This is a genomic window from Clostridiales bacterium, from assembly GCA_017961515.1.
Taxonomy (GTDB): Bacteria; Bacillota; Clostridia; order Acetivibrionales; family RGIG10202; genus RGIG10202.
The window spans coordinates 1-22090 of record JAGCXC010000036.1 but is presented as its reverse complement, the minus strand read 5'-3'; the positions used below and the strand labels follow the sequence as shown (position 1 = coordinate 22090).

Genomic DNA, 22090 nt, shown 5'->3' with positions numbered 1-22090 from the left:
CAATAGTAGGGCCAATTACATATAGTGGCGAATATTATACAATAGAGGTATCGGATCCGGGAGAGGATGATGGTACGGGATCGGGCATATGGAAAGTGGAGGATAATAATGGGGATGTACTAGAAAAAGTAAGTTATGGAGTATATAGAGGACGTATGGTGGAAGATACAACATCAAAGAATGTAATAGGAGGATTTGTGTATGATAAGGCAGGTATCAAATCGCCATATTCACTAGAGACTGTGTTGCCTATAATATCTTATGTAGACTATGATTCAGCGCCAGGAGAATCAACAGTAGGATATAATGAAGGGCACTATATGATAACAGTAACAGATCCAGGAGAGAATACAAGTGGAGGTACAGGATCTGGAATATGGGTGATAACAGATAGCAATAATAATTATCAAAATGAAATAATAGAACCAGGTTTGCAACGCCGTATGAAGAATCTAGAACCAGAGGAAGTAAAAATATATGATAGGAAGGGTAATTGCCTTGAGATAACTATATCACAGACAAGTAAGCCATATTTAAATGAGATATATAAACACAAGGATGAAACGCATGTAAAGCTAACGGTTACAGATAATGAAGTGTCGTTGTGGAAAATAGTACAAGTTGTAAATGACGAAGAGAATGTATTATGGACGTTTCCTGATAATCCTATGAGTGAGACAAAAGAGTTTAATGTATCTACTGATTCAAAGATAATACGTATATACAATCATGCTGGAAATTACTTGGAGGTAGATTTATCTCGGTATGAGACAAGTAATTATAGGAGAGAGTACGACTATACGCAAGAAGGAGATGGAAGTGATGAACTTATAATATACGATGCGGTAGGTAATGCTCAAGTTATACCTATAGATAATGAAGCACCAATAATAGATTCGTTGATATACAAATCAGGAAGTTATATATTACAAGTGCATGACGACAATTCTAAACTGTGGAAAGTAGTAGATGATAATGGAGAAGAGGAGTTTGGGGATAATGTAAGTTCGGTAACTGTAACAAGGCAGATGGAAGGGGTAGCGTACATAACTGTTTATGATAACGCCAATAATAGCATAGAAATAACATTGGATAAAATGCAACCTATTATATCCAGTCCTATATATGATCAGGGTGATTACATAGTGCAAGTTTCAGATCCAGATAGTGAACAAAGGCCTGGATCAGGGTTATGGAAAATAGAGGACAGCAATGGTACATCAGTAATATCTTCTGGTGGAATGAATGATAAATTAGTTATAACTTCAAGTACGATAAGAAGGCCCAAAATAAATGGACCAGAGATGATATATGTATATGATAAGGCAAATAATGTAACCAGTATGGCATTGACAACCAGCGTACCCCAAATAGTGTCGTTAGAGAAAAAGGTGTCCAATTCATCAATAAAACTTAATGTGATAGATAATGAAATAGATTTGTGGAAGGTTACGTTAAATCCATCTTCTAATTCGACATCTATAGCATATTTAACTGGAAGAAATGATACAGTAAATTTTACACTACCAACTAATGATGTGACCAAGATATATATTTATAATCATGCAGGCAATTATACGCAGGTTAATTTAGCTGATTATGAAACTATGCTTAAGCCGGATGTGACAAATGTAGAATATAAAGAAGGGAATTTTATACTCGCAATAAAGGACAATGGTAGCGGAATAAGTAAAGTATTATACAACAATATAACATACTACACATGTGGAGATACATTTATGGCACCTCGTGTTAATGATATAAATAGTGCAGTAGTGTACGATGATCTAGGTAATACAGAAGTAGTTAGTTTAACTACAGATAGACCTTGTTTAGTATCAGCGAGGAAGATGGGAAGCAATGTGAAGATAAAAGTGTTTGATGAAGACATAAATTTGTGGAAGATAACAGATGGAGAGAATCTATTATGTGCACTAGGTGGAAGGGATGATGAAGTTGAATTTACTACAATTTCCAATACGTTGTACATATATAATCATGCGGGGAATTATATTATAGTGGATTTATCCAAGTATATTGCGGGTAATTTTGATATTGAAGGCGATTATTTGTTTGAGAAAGATTATATAGATGAAGACTATGATATAACTCTTACAGAGGAGGAAATGGCAAATCTTACAGAAGAAGAAAAAAATAAGCTTATAAATGATAGAATAGCGAATGAAAGATTTAACAGATGGCTTGAGAGTATGATAGAAAAGTATGGGGGATTTAGGATATATGACGCAGTAGGAAATTATACGGAATATCCACCACAAGAATTAATATTACCAGAGTTAGAAAGTGTAGCGTGGAGAAATAGTACGTGGGATAAATTTAAGATATCAGTGAGTGATGAGATAGGGTTAGATAAGATAACTAAAACTGATGGAGACGTGGGTATTCATGATTTGTCTGCCGCAACTGAGGGAAGCTTGATAAAAAATATAACTGGCACAGAATGTACAACGAATTTTAGTGTTGTACCTAATACAATAGATTCATTCAATGTATATGACAGATCACATAATAAGTTATTGGTAAATACATTTTCATTAGATGAAGATGCGCCAGTTGTAGAAAAACTTGTAGGCAATAAAGTGCGGCTTACAGATAATGAGTCTGGTGTGTGGAAAATAGAGGATTCTAATGGAGCGATATTGGTAGATTATAGCCCAATATTTCCAGCAACAAGAGATTTTATAGTACCTTTAGGATATGATAATATACGCGTGTATGACGCCGTAGATAATAGTATTTTGATTTACATGAGAAAAGAGATAGGGAGAGATACACCATCTAGTAAGAGAACGTTTAGTGAGAGTGAACCAAGTGGATTAAAGATTATTAGTGATTGTACAATAACATTTGATAATACAGAGGATATAACAATAGGAAATGCGTTGAGTTTACATCCGGGAATAGAAATAGAGCCAGGAGTTACATTGACAATTAATTTAACTGGAACAGGTCGTGTCAATATATATGGAGGTAGAACAATCGATACATATGGCAGTGATATAAGATGTGCTGGAATATACGTTCCAACTGGTAGTACCCTTAATATAATGGGGACAAACGGGAGTGGAGTAATGAATGTTTACGGAAATGGTAGTCCTAATATCAATGACAATAATGCATATGGTACTGCAGCGGGAATAGGGGGAAATGGAGTATGTATAACCAATGCTAGCACATCAGTAACGTGCAGTAATGCGGGAAGCATAAATATATCGGCGAATGCTAGTGTGATAGCTCAAGGAGGATACCATTCAGCTAATGTATATGGGAGTGGAGCTGGGATAGGCGGCGGTGGAGTGTATAATACTACTGTTGCGAGTGTATCAGGAAGAAGCGTTAATAGTGTGACAATATCATCCAATGCAAGTGTTAGTGCAAAGGGCGGATATTCTACATCAAGAGATAGTGTAAACGGAGAGGTAGAGGGTAGTGGAGCTGGAATAGGTGGTGGAGGTATTTGTAATACGTATGCTACATCGATAAATGGAGGAAATACGGGATCATTTAGTGTATCTGGTGGCAATGTAGAGGCGATAGGAGGATATGCTATATATAGAGCAAAGGGCTTAGGAGCTGGAGTTGGTGGCGGAGGAGTAGCCAACAAAGCTGAGAGTGCCACTATTTTTGGAGGTAATATGAATTCGGTTAATATAACTGGAGGATTGACAAGGGGTTATGGTGGCCATGGAGAGATATCATATGGAAGTGGAGCTGGGATAGGTGGTGGAGGTGTAGCGAGTAGCCAAACTGCAAGTATCAAACCAGGGAACCTTGGGAGTAATGTGGTAGTGGCAAGTGACGATATGATAATAGCCATAAAGGGTAATGGAGTTAATACTTATGGGATAGGGGAAGATAAAGGTTATGGTGGTGTATATAATTACGGGACAGCAGAGGCTAGTGAAGAATATAGAAATACCTGTAATATAACAAGAGCATATAAATGGGGAACTAATGCTATAATTACAGTGGATGATGTAGGACAAGGGTTAGATAAAATAACAGAAACAATTGGTGGGAATACTGTGGCAGAGTTAGTGCAAGATAGTCAAACAGTGGTGTTTACACTAAGTTCAAATAGTATAGATTGTGTATATATTTATGATAAGAATGGGACGTATGAGAAAGTAGACTTAATTGAAGATGAAACTAAACCATTAGTTAGAAGACGAAGGTCTAATAATCAGCTTATATTAGAGGTACAAGATAATGAGTCGGGATTGTGGAAGATAGAAAATGCAACTGATAATTATGTTATAAAAGACTATACTGAATATAATTATCCACGTAATATACAATATTATACTGTGCCATCCAAGTATAGCCAGATTAGAGTATATAATGCATTAGGTAATTATGAGACAGTAGAATTAACAGGGGATTATGAAAGCCCTATAGTTTATAATATAATAGGTGTAGGAGATGGTAGAATATCAATAACAGTAAGTGATGATACAGGTGTAGCAAGTGTAGAACATTACAAAAATGGTGAGCTTGTGGGTACAATAATGTTGGAGGGTAGTTCTTCAGATGAGACTATAATAGACGTACCAGATGATACAGAAAATGTTATAGTAAAGGATACGTTTGGTAATGAAGAAGCTGTAATAATCGGAAACATAGCACAATTGAAGGATGTGTATAAAAAGAGGGGAGACAAGATAAAATTTACGATTGCAAATGTAAAAAGTGTATATTATGGAGATAATCAAGTTTTATTGAACGAACCAAACGATGGTACATATGAGCTTAATATACCGAGTGGGATAGATGAGATACATATAGTAGATCCTGATGATCAAGATGTGGTAATCAATTTAAATACAATAACGCAAATAACAAAAGCAATGCGTTCAATGGATGAAAAGAGAATGTTAACGGATATAAGTAGTAGTACTCCAATAGCTGGGATTGATTATTTAGATATCAATGATGATATAACAGGTTCAAGGGAAATTTTATCGGATGTAATGTCTATAGTAGGAGTAAGAGATATACCTAATGGCACAAAAGTATTTAAATTGATATATAAAAATGGAAGGACATGTAGGGTAGAATTAGATCAAGATGATAGCAATCCACTGGCATCCAATATATATATAACAGCTGAGGAAAAAATATCAGTAACATTGGAGGATCCTGCAGGAGTGTCCAGAATAGAGTGGTTTGATTCGGTAGGAGATGAACACTATATAGATATTGAAGGATGGCCAACAGAGACGTTATTGGAATTGGATATGGGAATAGATAAAATTTTAGTATATGATGTATTTGAAGATGTTTCAGTGGCAGAATTATCACCATGTTTAACAGTACATATTGGCACAGTAAGTGGAGAAAGGGCTAAGTTAGACTTAAGTAGTATTAAAGAGATAAGCAAAATAGAGTATGTTGATACTAGTGGTATACGGCAAGAGATAACACAAGGGATAGTATTGATTGATGGAGTGTATAAATATTCAGGAGTTATAAATGATTTAGGTGAAGAGAAAAAAGTAACAGTGGTGTATGACGTATCAGAAGGAAGGCCTAATGATGTGGTTACATTAAAAGAAGATCCACGTTCTAAGGTGAGTAACGCGTATATAGAAAATGATAAAGTGGTGATAACATTATCTGATGCATCAGGATTATGTGAATTAAAATATGGAGAAGGAGTTCATGATAAAGTAATAATTGATCCACCAGAGACAACAAAAGTTGTGAGAATTCCAGCTCCTATATCTAGTATCACGGTAGAAGACACATTGGGTAATATTGAAGTTATAGCGTTAGTAGATTTAATGAGCGTGGGCAATATGTATGTAAGGAATGGAGAAATATCAATTGATGTAAATAATGTAGATCGAGTATATTACGTAGATGCGGGAACAGAATACAGCGTGGCGGTGAATAGTGGAAAGGCTAGGATGCCACTTAGTGTGAAAGAAGTTCATTTGGTGTATGGTAATCATGATATAGTGGTGACAATACCGCGTGATGTGACACAAGTAAGAAGGGTAACTACTAGTACAGATGGGAAAAGTGTTGTAGTTGATGTAAGTAAGGAAATTTTAAATATTGTATTAAAAGATGCACAGGATAATATATTGACAATAGCATCTACTGATGAAAAGATTACAACAGTGTCAAGTGGGAATATAGCGAAAGTTATTTTGACATATGTAGATGGGGGCAACAACGTATTGGAAGTGGAAACAAAAGGAGAACTTGTTGTAAGTAATATGTATATTACTGGCACAGGCGAAGAAATAAACATTGATATATCAAGTAATGCAGGAATAGAAGAAGTGACATACGTATACATGAATGTAAATAATACTCAAAAATTGGGGGGAGTAGTTGATGCTAGAGTAGAGGTACCACTACTTGCATCAAACGTAGTTGTATGGGATGGATTGGGAGGAGAAAATTCGATAAGTATATCTGATAATATTCCTATGATAGGTAATCTATATAGGAATGCAGATGGTGATGTATGTGTTACAACGAACAAAAATGAATTGTATTATGACGTGGGGCAGTCGATAGCCACACTCCCAGTATTTCTTGAAAATACAGTTGTACCATATGGAATAGACATAGTTTATAGCAAAAATGGTGACGGAGTAAAAGATGCACAGGTAGATTTAAGTGGTGTAAGTATAATAGTAAGAAGAGCATCTGTTAATGAGGATGTTAGTTTGGCAGCACTTAATATATCAGTTGGAGAAGGGGAAACGATAAAACAAATTCTATTCTACGATAGCCAGGGTGAGGAGATAGCAAACAGTGCATATAATGTGGGAACACAGGATATTAATCAAAATATTTCGCTACCAAGTAATGATGTTCGTAAAATAGGAGTAGTGTATGGAGATGTTAATACAAATAATAAAGTGCGTGTGAATTTGGTATCAGACACAGCTATATCTGAACTAAGCAATTTAGTTGGGTTAGAAGATGGTGATATGCTTGTGACAATAGAGGATAGTGCTGGGATATATAATATGCTGTATGAAGATGAGTACGGAATAGAAACTGTTTTGGAGTTAGGTGGAAGTACAAGGGTAACGCAAAAGATAACATCTGATATGTATGATGTAAAAGTTGTAGATGGGTTTGGGACAGTTTCTGATGTAGATATAAGTGAAATGAGTATCGTAGCTAATATATTTTGTGCAAGTGTAAGTGGAGATGGGAATAAGGCGGTGCTAAACATAACTGGGGTAACAAAGGATATAAATAGAATATGGTATATAGATCAATTAGGGAATAAACATAGCATAGCAGTGGAAGACTCAACGTTTAATGATATAATTGATGTAAGAGGTGCAAGTAAGCTTGTGGTAGTGTATCAAGATGAGAGTGTAACAGAGGTAATACCTACACAAGATGTAACAGAGCCTACAGTAAGAAATGTAAGAAGAGAATATATGGCGTTAAAGATGACAGTGTCTGATAAGTCAGGGTTATTTAAAATAATGGATAATAGCAACCGAATATTAAAAACTTATTCTTCTGGGGATGTATTTGACAATGAAGCTACAGTGGGCATAGCAAAAGGTGTGACGCAAGTATATGTGTATGATAGATTGGGAAATGTAAAAGAATTAGTTTTGTCAAATTATCCATTTGTTGACAATTTATATAAGGATAAGAATGGAAATATCTCGGTAGAAACAGAAGGAACACAAATATCTTATATAGATGTACGAGGAAATGATGTTTTAGTGTATGAAGAAAATGTAGTGGACAATAGAAATCCCGATGGTACAATAACATTGCCTAAAGAGGTGAATAAGTTATACTTTACACCTATTGGAGGAGGCGAAACTATAGCTATTGATGTGCCAGAAGAAAGTATATCTAAAATGGTTAAACGAGTAAATGATGATACAACTAAGGTTAGAATAGATGTAGGTGCAAGAGATGTAATAAAACTTATTTGTTATAATGATTTAGCAAGAGAAATTGGAATTGTAACAGGGAACCCAATAGATTTGGATCAAGCAATTTCGGTGGAGAATGGAACAACGAGAGTACGTATTGTTTATCAAGACAAAAGTTCTAATGTAGTAACGTTAGAGCAATATAGTGGCACAAGTTTTGACAATGCATATGAATCTAGTCTAGATGGTATAAAGTCGATAAGAGTAGAGAATAATTCTGGAGTTAGAAAACTTCGATATAAATTGGACGAGAGTGAAGTTGTATACGAAGTGGATTTAGGGGATGATATTGAGACTAGGGTTAATATACCGGCAAATGCAAGAGAAATTATTATTGTAGATGGATTTGGAGTGCCGATCAATGTAACTGGTTTAAGTGATTTACCAAGACTTAGTAATATGTATTATGATAGGCAGGGGCGTGTATTAATAAAAGCAAATACACAAATATATTATGGAGATGATGTGGCTGTTGAAACTAGTGGCGATATATATATAGTTCCTGAAGGAATAAGTGAAATATACACAAAAAAAGAAGGTATAAGAGATGTTACAGTAGATATTTCTAATTTGGATATTAGAGTAAAAAGTTCGGCGGTGAAAGGAAATAGGATTGCATTACATTTTGAGTCTAAGAGAGATATAGCTAGTATAGTGTGTTTAGGGGGAGTAGAAGATAAAACAATACCTGTAAATAATCTTACTCAAGTAAATTGCGTGTTAGAGGATACTCCAATGGGAACAACGGCAGTGAAATTAGTGTGTGCAGCAGATCAATATGGGAATATAGTAAAAACTACAGAAATTTTGTTAGAAGATGATTTGAGTATTCCAAAGGTAATGAATACAATATTACTTGAAGATGGAAGTATTCGAGCAACATTAGAGGATGTAGCTGGGATTAAAGAAATACGATATGGAGAGGATAAAGACGATAAAGTAGATATTATTGATAATCTAACAGAGGTAGAGCAAGAGTTTAGAGTTCCAAAAGGTATAGATATAGTACGCATAGTTGATATGTTTGGGGAATATAAAGAATTAGACATAAGAGAGGGTGCGCTTGATACAGTGATAGAATCTTGTGCAAAAAATATTGCTGAGGAAATGGCATTGATAGAATTTTCAACCAAGCCAAGCAAGGGAGGAATTGTTAGTGTATCTTATGTAGATAGACAAGGAGTTTTGCATAAAGATTCTGTTATGGGGTTACCATTAAGCTATAACAAGGAATTAGCAATAGGTGGAGCAAAAGAAATAGTAATAGAATATGGCGATGGAACAACTAGTATAATTGACATAAAGATAGATAATGAAGGACCAATAATGTCAGAGTTTGCACGTGATGGACAAGGGAAATACAAAGTAAAAATGTCAGATAAACGAGGAATAAAGACAGTCAAGTTAGGGGAGGAGTCAATAACATTAACGGATATGCCAAAGAATGTTATAGCAAAGATTGATACAAAATTATATAAGACGTCAGCATATAGTATAATGTCAGTAGAAGAAGGCGGTATTAGTGTGAACGAGAATGGAAATGATGTAATAATAACAATTAAGCCTAGTAATGGATTGGAGAAAGTAACGTTTGAAGATAGATATGGAAATGAAACAGATATTAACACTAAAAGTATAGATAGGGAAATTGAGGCTGATTTAGATAGTCCATTGTACAGTATAGAGTATGAGAATGGTAAATATATATTGCGCTTAGAGGATTCATCTGGATTGGACAACGTTATAGGGAAAATAACAGGTGAAGTGGTGCATCAAATCGAAGGATATCCTACATCATGGACGTCGGATATAAGTGAAAATCCAGTGATATATGTGGGGAAAGAAAGAATAAATGAAACAGCGCTTTTGGCAAGAGATGCGTTAGGTAATGAAATAGAGATACCATTACAGGTAGATGATGGATTAGGTGCAAGAGTGGCGTGGAAGTACAAAAAGGAAAATGTGATATATATGAAAATAGTAGATTCGGTTGGGATAACAGAAATAATAAAAGAAAATGGTGATACGTTTGCAATATATGATGATAACAGGAAAGAGGTATTATTAGAGTATATAGTAGATAATCAATCATTTTTGAAGGTGCGAGATATATTTGGCCATGAGAATGTTATATTTTTGAATGATGAAATGTTGGTGGTTAATGGAGCATATAGAAATGAGACAGGCGATAGGATTGTATTAAATGTAGTGGATAAAATAAATGGAGTATCAAAGGTGACATATGCTAATGGCGTGCTGATAGATGATAATATGAGAGAAGGAGTAAGAGAGTTCTTTAATGTAGTAGAAGGTACAGAGATGATTAGGGTATATGATGGAAAAGGTGAACATTATGCGGAGATAGTACTTGACATAGATAATAGTGGAGCGACGGTACCTAGTAATATGGAGGGCGGGAAGCTATATATAGGAAATGGTAATGTATTAATAAAAGCTATAGATAATGAATCGGGAATAGGCGAGATTATAGCAGGGGAGACATTGAGCTTTAGTGGAGAAATGAATGAGGAAATAGGGCAACTATTGGCTAATGGAGTAAGTACGGTGCTTGTGAGGGATGGATTAGGTAATGTAACAAATGTAGATATAGGAGACTTAGAAGAGGATAATGAAAAGCCACAAGCGAGTATTCGATACATTAGCGAGGAGAATCGATATGAGATAGCTATGAGCGATAATGGAGCTGGATTGTGGAAATTAGTAAGAAATAATGAGGATGTTATATATGATTATAGCAATTATTTGAGAGACTCGGATGAGTTATATCCAAGAGAGCAAATTGTACCATTAAAAGACATAATTGGAGTAACTAAGCTTGAAGTATATGATGCATTAGGCAACAAAGTAGAGATAAATTTGGAAGATGTATTATGTATAGTAACTTATGTATATAAAAACGTAAGTGATAATAAAGTGGCAATTAGTGTTCAGGATGTGCGAGGAATAAGCAAGATTGCAGTAGAAAGTGATTATAGAGGAAGACATAGAGAAAATACACTAGAGAAATTTAAAGTGCCACGTGAAAAAGTACGTAAATGTTATGATGTTAATGGTGGGGTGAGTGTAGTTAAGGTGTACTCCGGTGATTTTAAAGTTATGCGATGGGACGACATCAAGATATATGAAGTAGAACCAACAGTTAATGGAAATAGTGTGTATTCGTTGGTTGGAATACGTACATTAGAGTACGACGACGGTGTGGCGGTAGAATTTAAACGAGATATGCCAACTAAGGTTAAAGTAGATTTGATAAATCATGCTTATGTATACGTGAGTGATGCTTTGGATAATAAGGTACGAGTTGGAAACGTTACATAGTATTATCGAAGAATTGAAAGAGGAGCTTGAGAGTCAAAATACAGATGGTTGTTTCATGGAAATAAATAAAAAAATAAACAAGAAACAAAAATTAATAGACACAGTAAAAGAAATTGACGAAAATGTGCAAAATAGCAAAAACATGGCTGTCGTAAATATGTAATATATTAAAATGAAAAAGGCCGGTGAGAGAACTTTATAATAGCAATTATCAAGTTTTAATATATGTTTTTTACAAGCGTATACTTAGTTGATTAAAGTCACAAGTATACGCTACCATTTTGTAGGAAAGAAAAAATATATATTTTGAATATGGGCATAATGAAGCTAAAAAAGAATTGTTAATAGAATAATTTAATAAAAATATTACAAACATAAACTTTAGTAAGAAACAAGAATGCTTTTTTTGTATATTAGGTGTTTGTGTTTATTATGGATACCTACTGTATTTAGGCTATATTCCTCAAACAAATTATGGAAGTATTATGTTTGTATTTTTTTTAAACTGGTAATTTATTATTGCAATTTATAGCAATTTATACAAATCGATAAAATGTTGCAAAATTTTGTATATATGATATAATGATTAGGTTGGAATTACACGTTTTGCGTAGGAGAGCATGCGAATTGATGAAAATAAAGATGTTTTTGCTTAAAAGATCTCTTAGAAATTACTAGATAAAGGAGATTGCCTATGCTGACAAGACAAACTGATTTAGCCCATAGTAAGATGGTTATTGGAATTGATAAGTTGCTAGATAAATCTAAAAGAAAGATTGACAAGAGACAGGATGGAGATTATGTTATTACGTTAAAGCTTAGAGATAAAATAGATGCGTATTTAAGAGAACTAGAGCAAATTACAGGAAGAGAGATTACGTGTAAACAGATAGAGTTAATCAAGGATTATGTAAGAAATAATGAAGTCCACAAAAGCGATGTAGTACAGTACAACAAGAGTAGAAGGGAATTTCATCAAAGTTGCAGAAATTTAAGAAAAGAGTGGGAAGTGGAAACTGGACAAGAATGGCCCAAATATGAAGAAGATGTGTATATGAATGGTGTTTGCTGGAAAAGTGAAGGGGATAATTATGATGCTCATCACATAGTAGAGTTGAGATTTGGAGGTCCGAATGTTTGGTATAATATATTTCCGGCAGCAAATCCGACAGAGCATCAGGATGCAATACATGCAGAAACATCAATTTGTACAGAGATTTTTGATTGTGTGGGTTTTGTTCGTAATAAAGGCGGAAGGTTTAAAGTTATAGTACCAGAAATAGAAACAAGTATTAAAAAAGTAAAAGAGATTCCAAAAGAATCAAAGATTACGAAGATAGCTAAAAATATTATAAGAATACATTAAAAGTTGTCAAAGTGATAGTTAGGAGATATCTTCGAAAAATGGAATAGTATAACCGAAGTAAAAGCAATTGAATAGTATAACAATAATACAACCTAAACAAAGTGAGAGGATTTTATGGATTTAGAGGATAAATTAGTGGATGCCATAAAAGCTAGAGATGTTTTAAAAGTTGGGAGTATTTTAAGAAGAGGAGCCAAGGTAAATATTAGAGATACCTTTGGGTTTACTCCTCTTATGCATTCTGCGGTTTCGGGGAATAAAGAAATAGTGCGTATGTTATTGTCTAAAGGAGCTGATGTTGAGTGTATAAATTATAGAGGACTTAATGCATTAGCTTTAGCTAAATTTAATGGAAGTAAAGAAGTATATGATATTTTAAAAGAGATATGTTCGTACGATTCTACAGAGAAAGAGTTAAGACTTAGCAATATATTTATAGGAGATAACAATAAACATAGTTATATGGACATATTAAAGAGGGAGATATATTGTGAAGATGATAGAGCAAAAGAATTAATCAATGTTATTCTTGATAACATTGAAAAGTATAAAGATGATAGAATAGAGTTGGTGATGCTGTGTTCAGCTCTTTATACCATGGAGAAAGATTGGACTAATAATAATTTGCAAATTTTTGTAACAAATAATATAGATGTATCAGTGCTAAAAGGAAAGGTAATAAAAGATGGATATTTATTAGGGGCATACAATTTTAATAAAAATATAATTCAGATATCAAGTTTTGGAGGAGAGTTTGTGGCGACTCAAACATTTTTACATGAATTGGTGCATAAAGTACACATTTCATGTAAAAAATTAAAATTAGGGGAGCTTGATTTGGCGTATAAAGAAGTCTTAGCAAGGTTAGACAAATTTCCCAAAAGTTTGGGTAGTGATTACATAAAAAGAAATATGATAACTCGGGTTATGGCTGTAAGTAAATATAACAAATTTCCATTAAAAATGTTAGAATATTTGGCAGATCCTATTGCGTATATTTTGATTTGTAATAAAAACAAAAATGATGGTGATTTTGCATCATCGATTTTGCATATTTTAGAACCAATATACAAAGTTTTTGATGAGGAAATATCAACACAGCTTATGGATTATGCACAAAATAACAAAAATTTTTATAAATTAAAATTGTCAGACGCCATGAAGAAAAAGTTTAAATGTTATAGGGAGGTGAGTATAAAAGATAAATTTCGTCAAAAGAAAAAAGAGATACAAAGAATTATTTGGCCTGTCAAAGAGAATATATCTAATATTAGTTGGAAACAACTAAAGTAGACGATGTAAAGTACCGAGTGCATTATTAAAATAAATATAAAAGGTGATTTTATGAATATTGCGCATGAAAAGTTCGGAGCAATAGATCTGATCAAGCTTAAGGGAAAGTTAAATAACGCAAGTAAAAAAAAATTTGCTCAAAGTATTGAAAAGTACGTGGTGCAAAATTGTCATATAATACTCGACATGAGTGCTTGCGATTTCATATCTAATGTGGGATTTAGGTATTTAGTATTATTAGATAGAGAAATATTATCTAAATGGGGCAAGTTTGTTATTGTCGGGTTAAGTGATGAAATAGTAGAGACGATGAATTTAACTGGGTTCGAAAATGTGTTTTCAATATATTCATCTGTATATGAGGTATTAGATGATTGGAAAGTTGGTGGTAAATATGCAAAGAATAGATAATACACCTACAACGACGTACGAAGGATATGATTTAAGAGAAGGTAATCCTTTACCATTTGGTGCGACTATTGTGCCAGGTGGGATAAATTTTTCTGTATATTCACAGCATGCTAGTTCATGTGTTTTGGTTATATATAAACGAGGGGATAAGGAACCATTTATAGAGATACCATTCCCAGAGACATTTAAAATAGGAAATGTTTTTTGCATGATAGTATATGGATTAGATTATGAAGAGATAGAATACGGTTATAGAATGGATGGTGAGTTTGCACCTAAAAAGGGGAATTGGTTCGATAAGACAAAAATTTTGATGGATCCATATGCAAAGTCTGTAGCTGGGCGTGATGAATGGGGCAAAAAAATTGATACAACCAATAGCTATCAGCACAGGGCTAGAATAACAAGGTTTGATTATGACTGGAGAGGCGATAAACAACTAGAGATTCCAATGGAAGATTTAATAATATATGAAATGCATGTTAGAGGATTTACAAATCACAAATCTTCTGATGTTACGTATAAAGGGACATATTCTGGGGTAAGAGAAAAAATACCATATCTAAAAGATTTAGGTATAAATTGCGTTGAATTAATGCCTATTACGAGTTTTGATGAATTCGAAAACAGCAAAGAATCACCCATAACAGGAGAACTGTTGCTAAACTATTGGGGATATAGCTCTATAGCATTTTTTGCGCCCAAGGCAGGATACGCTCAAACGGGCAAGGTCAATGGAGAATGTGATGAATTTAAAACTTTAGTTAGGGATTTTCATAAACATGGTATAGAAGTAATTTTAGATGTTGTGTATAATCATACAGGAGAGGGAAACGCATTAGGACCATGTATATCATTTAGAGGGATTGACAATAAAACATACTACATGCTAACTGCTAATGGGGAATACTATAATTTTAGCGGTTGTGGGAATACATTAAATTGCAATCATCCAGTAGTGCGTGATTTAATATTAGCAAATTTAAGAAATTGGGTTGCAGAGTATCATATAGATGGATTTAGATTCGATTTGGCGTCGATACTAGGAAGGAATCAGGATGGAACACCAATGAGCAATCCACCTCTTTTAGAGTCACTAGCATTTGACCCGGTTTTAGGAAAATGTAAATTGATAGCAGAAGCTTGGGATGCAGGGGGATTATATCAAGTGGGAAGTTTTCCATCATGGGGACGATTTGCCGAATGGAATGGAAAGTATAGAGATGACATAAGAAGATTTTTAAAAAGTGATGAAGGGACGATTATGTCTGTTATACAAAGGATAATAGGGTCCCCGGATTTGTATTTTCATAAGGGCTTGGGGACATGTTCATCAATTAATTTTATAACATGTCATGATGGATTTACACTGATGGATTTATTCTCATATAACCAAAAGCACAATTGGGCAAATTGTGAAAATAACAAAGATGGCAATGATATAAATTATAGTTGGAATTGTGGAGTTGAGGGGCATACAGACAATATAGAGATAAAAGCATTGAGAAAACGTTTGATAAAAAATGCAATTAGTATATTAATGATAAGTCAGGGAATACCTATGATGTATATGGGAGATGAAATGGGCAATTCTCAATATGGCAATAACAATGCTTATTGTCAAGATAATGAAGTATCTTGGATAAATTGGAATGATCTAAATGAGAATAAAGATATTCATAATTTTGTGAAGAAAATGATAGAGTTTAGGAAGACGCATTCAGTTTTACGTAATAAACTGCATTGGGAAGATGAACAAGAGGAGAGGAGCGGATATTCTCATATATCGTGGCATGGAGTGAAAGTGAATGAGCCAGATAAAAGTTATTGTAGTAGGAGTATTGCATTAATGCTTTGGGGAAAATCCAAGGATAGTGATAGCATAAATGATGATCACATTTATATAATTATGAATATGTATTGGAAGGCACAAACATTTGAATTGCCACCACTTAATATAGAAGAAAAATGGTATCTGTTTGTAGATACTTTTAAAGAAGAAGAAAAAGAAATTGTGGCAGTGGGAGAGGAAATAAAATTGAAAAATCAAGCTTCATATAATGTAGGGCCAAGAAGCGTTGTAATATTAGTGGCAAAGCACATATAAATGTGAAAAAAATAAGAGGATATCTCAAAGGTTTAAGATACCCTCTTATGTAATTCTTAATCTTTAGGTAAGATTATTAACAAATGTTTAAATACTTAAAACTCTAACAGGTTCCTATAGCAGTTAAACCTGCTTGATTTAATAAATTTATATTGTTCTTTGCTTATTAGAAATAACAGGTTCTACAGCAGTTAAACCTACTCGATTTAATAATTTTATATTGTTTCTATTGTTTTTTGCAGTATGATTAACAGGCTCTATAGCAGTTAGACCTGCTTGATCTAATAATTTTAAATTTCTTTTTACAATCCTACGTTGATTTTTCAATTTTAAAGAGTAATACAATTTTTTAAAAGGTGTCCTAAGTATTCTAAGTGTCTTTTTAAAGATACGCTTTAAATTATACTCAACAGAAGTAGATATTCTCTCTAGTCTTGTTAGATAGTGAGCATCTATACTGTATAAGAAATCATTAGCTCTTCTATTTCCTCTTCTTATTAGTTTCTTTTCATTCTTGTTAAATGCAGTTGGTTCTATTTCCGAGAAACCAGCTGTTTCTAGCAAATAATTTTCTTTCTTTAACATAAAAAAACATCCTTTCCTTTGTGTAAACATTGTACACATAAAACTTACAAAAGTACGAAATTTAAGTCGTACAACCAAAGTCAGCAAGTCGAATAGAGACTGGCACACATTAAGTATACAACAAAGACAATAAAATGTCAACATAATTTTATATTTTTTTAATGTTCCTCCCATATAAAAATGGAAATATTTTGGCAATAATACACTGATTAAAAAAAGAACATCCATCTTAAATTTGCCTAAGATATAGAAAAACAACATCAAAAAATGCAATCCTTAATTAAAGATTGCATTTATTTTTTAATCAAGATTTTCTTGTAATAATATAAACTATATAGGTGCTATTTACGTTCCAAGGATTACAAAGATTCGTACATTATAAATCTCTGCCTTTGGAAGAAGCAATAGGTATTTTTTCTAATGTACATTCTTTACTAGTATTCGAATTTTTTTGTACTGGAGATTTTTGAATTGCAACATCGTTTTTATTGGTTTTGCTATAATTTGATTCTTTACTATATTCTAAACTATCTGTCATAGAATATGTATCTATTTCAGAAATATCGCCATCTATTTGATCGCTTATATCAAAGTCACTATTTTGCTCATAAATACCTATCCAGTCCAATATATATTCCATACCTGTTTCTGTTATATCTCCCAATTCGGTATGTAAACTTGCCAAACTAAAATTACCTGCAGATATAAGTGGTGCTCCAAACAATACATTTGCAATTAGCATTCCATTTGATGAAAAGGCAGGAAGAGAGATAAGTGTTCCTGATGCAACAATAGATATACCAAATCCTACAAACCACGCTGTTTTTTTTAAGATGGTGCGGAAATCATCTACACGCCTATCTATAAAGTGTTTTCGTACCTCATCTTTTGCGCGATCTATTATAGTGTATTCTCTAGTCCCTTGTAAATTAGTCGCGATAGTTTTACCTTTAGCACGAGCGTTTATTCTACGCTTTTCTCTACTCGACCACTTCCATACTTCATCTAAAGCGTCACAACAAGGTTTACACACAGGTTCAAAAATCCAATTTACTGCTCTTAACATTGGTTCTGATGCTGCTAAATAAACCGCCAACTGACACAGTAAAGGTCCGCCCTTTACTACTGAAGATAATACACAGGCAGCAATTAGTGATTTTATTACAAAAAGGCCCAACTTAAATTGCAAAACTCCCAACTGTAGTACAGATAAAGCTATTTTCTTAAAAAAGTTTTTCATTACAAACCCTCTCTTTCTTAGCTTAAAATGTATTCTATTTTTGGATATTGCTGTAACAATTAATTTGGCTTAAAATCCCCTCTAAAGCTATTACCAATGCTAACAACCAAGATAATATCATAATATAATTTTTATTGCAAGTTTTTTGTTGTTTTATATTTTATTTGATGATATAATTTGCTTAGGAATAATAATACAAAGGAGGAAGCAAATTACTATGAACAAGGTAAAAGGTTTGAAATTTTTTTCAGTTGTAATTGCCATAGGAATATTGACTTATTTGTGTTTTGCTGGAGCGACAATTCCAAAGACTAGTATAATAATTCCTAAAGTAAGAATTCCTTACACCAATACATATTTACCAAGTGTGATAGATTTAAGAACAGGTATAGATATTCGTGGGGGCGTAAGAGCAGTATTGGGAGCACCTAGCGGTTATACGCCAACAGATGCAGAATTAGAAACAGTGAGAAATATAATAGAAAAAAGGCTAGATGCGAAAAAAATTTATGACAGAACTATAGTTACAGAACAAATGAATGGTCATATTATAGTTGAAATACCTTGGAAGTCTGGAGAAACAGATTTTGACCCGCAAAAAGCAGTAGAAGAAATAGGAAAAACTGCATTGTTGACATTTAGAGAGTATGATCCTTCTAAGGTAACTTACCAAGATGGAGAAATAGTTCCAACAGGAGATATTATTGTTCAAGGTACAGATATAGTAAATGCTGAACCTACAATAAATCCAGAAACAAATGAGATGTTTGTTGTGTTGGAATTGTCTAAAGATGCTCAAAAGAAATTCGAAGAAGCAACAGAACGCTTAATAAATCAACAAATTGCAATATACTTGGATAATCAAGTAATAAGCGCACCTAGAGTTAATTCGAAGATACCTGCAGGAAGTCCAATAACAATAACTCTAGGTTTAGATGCAAATTCTAAAGATGCACCAAAAGTTGCAAGGGATTTAGCTGCAACAATCAGATCAGGTGCATTGCCATTTAAATTAGAGATAAAGGAAGTAAATGCAATAAGTTCTATATTAGGAGAGAGTGCATTGCGTACATGCGTTATAGCAGGTGCAGTTGCAATAACACTTGTATGGGTGTTTATGTTATCGTGTTATAGAGTGCCTGGAGTTATTGCAGATATTGCTTTACTTGCACATACGGTTATACAACTATTGGTATTGTCTTGGCTTGGGATATCAATAACACTTCCTGGTATTGCGGGAATAATACTAAGTATTGGGATGGGTGTAGATGCTAATGTAATAATATTTGCAAGAATAAAGGAAGAGTTAAAGGCTGGCAAAACATTACCATTGGCTATAGATATAGGATTTAAAAAAGCATTTGAAGCTGTATTTGATGCAAATATGACATCGTTAATAGCTGCAGTTGTATTGTATATATTTGGATCGGGTCCAATACAGTCGTTTGCAATAACACTTGGATTAGGGGTTGTGTTAAGTTTCCTAACTGCTGTTACTGCATCTAGGATAATGATAAAATCAGTATCGGGAATAAATATTACTAAACACAAATGGCTATATGGAGCCTAATAAGGAGGCAAATACAGTGATAGATATAATGAAAAGAAAAAATTATTTTTTTGCACTGTCTATAATAGTGATATTGATAGGGGTTGCAGCATATTTTTATTATGGTGGATTTAATTTGGATATACAGTTTCAAGGTGGTACAGTTATAGAAATGCACATGAATGATGACAAGTTTGATTTGCAAAAAATAGATGATATGTTAACCAGTATGCTACACAAAAATGTTACTGCACAAAAGTCATATGCGCTAAATGCGGTAAACAACAAAAAGGTAGATCTTTTGATAATTAATATTGCAAGCAATGAAACATTAACAGTTGACGAAAAAAATAATGTCATAAAGGCAATAAGAGAAGAATTTAAACTTGCTGATGATAGTCAGATGACCGTAAGAAATATACATCCATCTATTGGAAGAGAGCTTTTACATAGAGGACTTAAGGGTGTATTCTGGATGTCGGTATTGATAGCCGTATATGTAGCAGTAAGGTTTAGAGTTATGTCATGGCAATCGGGTGTATTTGCAGTTGTAGGAATAATCCACGATGTATTGATAATGCTTGCGGCATATGTAATATTCCAAATACCTGTGAATGAATCGTTTATTGCCGCAATACTAACAATAGTAGGATATTCAATGAACGATACAGTAATAATATATGACAGGATAAGAGAAAATAATAGTTTATTAAGAAAAATGTCAGTGTCGGAACTTACCAATAAGAGCATATGGCAGACATTAGGTCGAACAATAAATACAACTGTAACTGTGTTAATATGTTTAATTACAGTGTATATTTTCGCGACAATAAATAATATTCCATCAATAAAAGAATTTTCATTACCATTGATAATAGGAACAATTAGTGGAACATATTCATCTATATTTATAAGTAGCCCGTTGTGGGTAGTGTCAAAAGAAAGAGAAATGAAAAAAAAAGTGACTAAAATAAAAAGAATAGCATAATAAAAGAGGCCAGCTTTTAGCTGGCTTTAAAAACATTAAATAGAAAGTTTACAGTTCCTTGTATAAAAATAGTTATAACTTGGAAAAATGGATTTATTATAATACATGAAATTCTTGATAACATTAAAAATATCAAAACTATAAATCCATAGTTTTGCAAAAATTGTATCAATCTAAAATATTTAACTGGAAGTAGTTTTTCTAATATCAAGAAACCGTTCAATGGAGGTATTGGTAGTAGAAAAAATAAACCTAGTAATATATTTGATAGCATAATCAATCTTAGTATCTCAAGTAATGGATCCCAAAAAACATTCAAAGGGAAACCCAACAAAATTCTTCTTAGAAGACATGCAAAAAATGCAAGAACAAAGTTTCCTAAAGAACCAGCTAAAACTGTGATTACAGAATCACGCCTAGGATTTTTAAAATATCTGGGATTTATGTCCATACAAGGGCCCCAACCAAAACCAGTAGCTAAAAGAAACAAAAAACCTATAAAATCTATATGAGCTTTAGGAGAAAGGCTTAACCTACCTTTAATTCTTGGAGTAGGATCACCTAACTTTGTAGCTGTATATGCCATAATGTAGCCGTTTATTACAAATACTGACAGTAATGCCGGTAAGTTTAGTAACAAATCAAAAGCAAAATTTGTAAAAGTCATAATATCACCCCCCTGCTGTCAATTGTATACTATAATTTAAATTTATGCAACCAGTGACATCTTTAGTTACTAAGGCAATATCAGAAGCTTTGAACTTTGGGAAAACAGTATGTGATAATGGATGGGGAATGTTTACTACATTTCTAAAATACAAGTTAGAAGAGATGTTGGGGAAAATATTGGTAAAGCTTGGTATTAAGCTTTACATCGAGAATTTTATGAAAAAAATTTGAGGCCTTAATATTTGGGTCATATACAATCGTACGCATTTGCTAACTTCCTTGATAATTTGTGCAAAAAATCTTTCCGACAATTTGCCACTTTTTCATGTACCTTAGCTAATTTTCTTCTTTGCTTATCCTTTTTTTGAGCCTTTTTCCATTAGTGATAACTTCCTCTGTTCTTTTTTTAATCTTCCTTCTGCCTTCCTATAATATCTTGGATACTCTGCCTCTTCTCCATTACTATCTTTGTACAATCCATGCATGGAAAAGTCTAATCCTAAAAAATTATACGCTACCTTATCCAATAATTGTTTTTCGTATTCAAACAAAATACTCGCATAATATTTCCCACTTGCATTTTGACTTATT

11 protein-coding genes and 2 pseudogenes are annotated in these 22090 nt (G+C 33.3%); 9 read left to right on the top strand and 4 right to left on the bottom strand.

Going from position 1 to position 22090, the window contains the following annotated elements:
- The first annotated feature begins 95 nt into the window (after positions 1 to 95).
- The 6 genes from J6Y29_02495 to glgX all read left to right on the top strand — a co-directional run bounded on the left by J6Y29_02495 (position 96) and on the right by glgX (position 16468).
- A complete protein-coding gene (locus J6Y29_02495) occupies positions 96 to 11291 on the top strand; it encodes a hypothetical protein (protein ID MBP5426749.1) in 11196 nt (3731 codons plus the stop codon).
- A complete protein-coding gene (locus J6Y29_02490) occupies positions 11275 to 11454 on the top strand; it encodes a hypothetical protein (protein ID MBP5426748.1) in 180 nt (59 codons plus the stop codon). Before J6Y29_02495 ends, J6Y29_02490 begins: the two co-directional genes overlap by 17 nt.
- A 531-nt stretch (positions 11455 to 11985) precedes the next feature.
- Positions 11986 to 12657 carry a hypothetical protein gene (locus tag J6Y29_02485; protein ID MBP5426747.1) on the top strand — a complete coding sequence of 224 codons (672 nt, stop codon included), beginning with the start codon at positions 11986 to 11988 and terminating at the stop codon, positions 12655 to 12657.
- A 114-nt stretch (positions 12658 to 12771) separates the two neighbouring features.
- Positions 12772 to 13950 (top strand): ankyrin repeat domain-containing protein, encoded by a 1179-nt coding sequence (locus J6Y29_02480; protein MBP5426746.1) that lies wholly within the window; start codon positions 12772 to 12774, stop codon positions 13948 to 13950.
- A 51-nt stretch (positions 13951 to 14001) separates the two neighbouring features.
- The gene (locus tag J6Y29_02475) at positions 14002 to 14361 is read left to right on the top strand and encodes an STAS domain-containing protein (GenBank protein MBP5426745.1); all 360 of its coding nucleotides are present in this window, start codon (positions 14002 to 14004) and stop codon (positions 14359 to 14361) included.
- Complete coding sequence (gene glgX / locus J6Y29_02470; protein ID MBP5426744.1) at positions 14345 to 16468, top strand: glycogen debranching protein GlgX; 2124 nt, start codon at positions 14345 to 14347, stop codon at positions 16466 to 16468. The genes J6Y29_02475 and glgX overlap by 17 nt, the downstream gene beginning before the upstream one ends.
- Before the next feature lie 147 nt (positions 16469 to 16615).
- Here glgX and J6Y29_02465 read toward each other — a convergent pair whose 3' ends face one another.
- On the bottom strand, positions 16616 to 17053 hold the full coding sequence (locus J6Y29_02465; protein MBP5426743.1) for a hypothetical protein: 438 nt from the start codon (positions 17051 to 17053) through the stop codon (positions 16616 to 16618).
- A 376-nt stretch (positions 17054 to 17429) separates the two neighbouring features.
- Positions 17430 to 18293, bottom strand: coding sequence for a hypothetical protein (locus tag J6Y29_02460; GenBank protein MBP5426742.1), 864 nt, complete (start codon positions 18291 to 18293; stop codon positions 17430 to 17432).
- A gap of 217 nt (positions 18294 to 18510) precedes the next feature.
- Here J6Y29_02460 and secD point away from each other — a divergent pair, with 217 nt between their 5' ends.
- Positions 18511 to 19863 (top strand): protein translocase subunit SecD, encoded by a 1353-nt coding sequence (secD, locus tag J6Y29_02455; protein MBP5426741.1) that lies wholly within the window; start codon positions 18511 to 18513, stop codon positions 19861 to 19863.
- A 16-nt stretch (positions 19864 to 19879) separates the two neighbouring features.
- Positions 19880 to 20830, top strand: coding sequence for a protein translocase subunit SecF (gene secF / locus J6Y29_02450; protein ID MBP5426740.1), 951 nt, complete (start codon positions 19880 to 19882; stop codon positions 20828 to 20830).
- A 16-nt stretch (positions 20831 to 20846) separates the two neighbouring features.
- Here secF and J6Y29_02445 read toward each other — a convergent pair whose 3' ends face one another.
- Positions 20847 to 21497, bottom strand: a complete 651-nt coding sequence (locus tag J6Y29_02445; protein ID MBP5426739.1) for a site-2 protease family protein — start codon at positions 21495 to 21497, stop codon at positions 20847 to 20849.
- 71 nt (positions 21498 to 21568) lie between these two features.
- Between J6Y29_02445 and J6Y29_02440 the strand changes: the two are divergent.
- Positions 21569 to 21685: pseudogene (locus tag J6Y29_02440) on the top strand (transposase).
- Positions 21686 to 21749: 64 nt separating this feature from the next.
- Here J6Y29_02440 and J6Y29_02435 read toward each other — a convergent pair.
- Positions 21750 to 22090: pseudogene (locus tag J6Y29_02435) on the bottom strand (transposase).